Here is a 347-nt window from a genome sequence, read left to right on the forward strand (position 1 = left end):
TGACCGCAATCCGAGAGGAGCTAAACAGGGTCACTCAGGGAGTCAACGACAACTCTCGAAACTAAAGAAAACGGACACTGTCATCGACTGCTTGCCTGATCCTACGTGTCCGTGTTGTGGTCAATCGGACATCTTCGTTCACAATAACCCGTTTTATCGACATCAAGTTCATGAAATACCAAAGCCAGCGGTCGATATCTCTGAGTACCGATTATTTTCAGGCCAATGTCGACATTGCAATGAGGTTGTCAGAGGCAAGAAACCTGAGAATGTCTCACAAGGTATTATTGGGCCGAACTTGCTCAGCTATATCGCTGTATTAGCAGGACAATATCATTTAAGTATCC

1 pseudogene is annotated in these 347 nt (G+C 45.2%); it reads left to right on the forward strand.

Going from position 1 to position 347, the window contains the following annotated elements:
- Positions 1–347: pseudogene (locus tag VOR_RS18520) on the forward strand (IS66 family transposase); the annotation flags it as partial.

The organism is Vibrio ordalii ATCC 33509 (genome assembly GCA_000257205.1).
Lineage (GTDB): Bacteria > Pseudomonadota > Gammaproteobacteria > Enterobacterales > Vibrionaceae > Vibrio > Vibrio ordalii.